Genomic DNA, 307 nt, shown 5'->3' on the forward strand with positions numbered 1-307 from the left:
GATCTATTTAATTCAGAAAATTCTGTTTCAGCAACCCATTCTTTTTTACAATCACATTCAAAGCCTTCTATTAAACTTTGATCAAGATTGGAATCCATAATGGCTCTTTTTAATTTTGAATTACAGTTTTTACAATTATACGGGCCTCTACGAGAACCAAAACCAGAAGTATCCATTACCGCTGGAATTTTCACAGTTTTTCTAACAGTATTTATAATCTCAACAACACTCCAAATTCTAGGAGGTTGATATGAACCTTTACGCCATAATTCTTCCATTACAGTTCCTTTATGGATTGTAGAAGGAC

Annotated in this window: 1 pseudogene; it reads right to left on the reverse strand. The window is 32.9% G+C overall.

The features are described 5' to 3' along the window. Window positions 1-307: pseudogene (locus MXE27_RS11775) on the reverse strand (archaeosine biosynthesis radical SAM protein RaSEA); the annotation flags it as partial.

It is taken from the genome of Methanobacterium alcaliphilum (assembly GCF_023227715.1).
In the GTDB taxonomy this organism is placed as follows: Archaea; Methanobacteriota; Methanobacteria; order Methanobacteriales; family Methanobacteriaceae; genus Methanobacterium_E; species Methanobacterium_E alcaliphilum.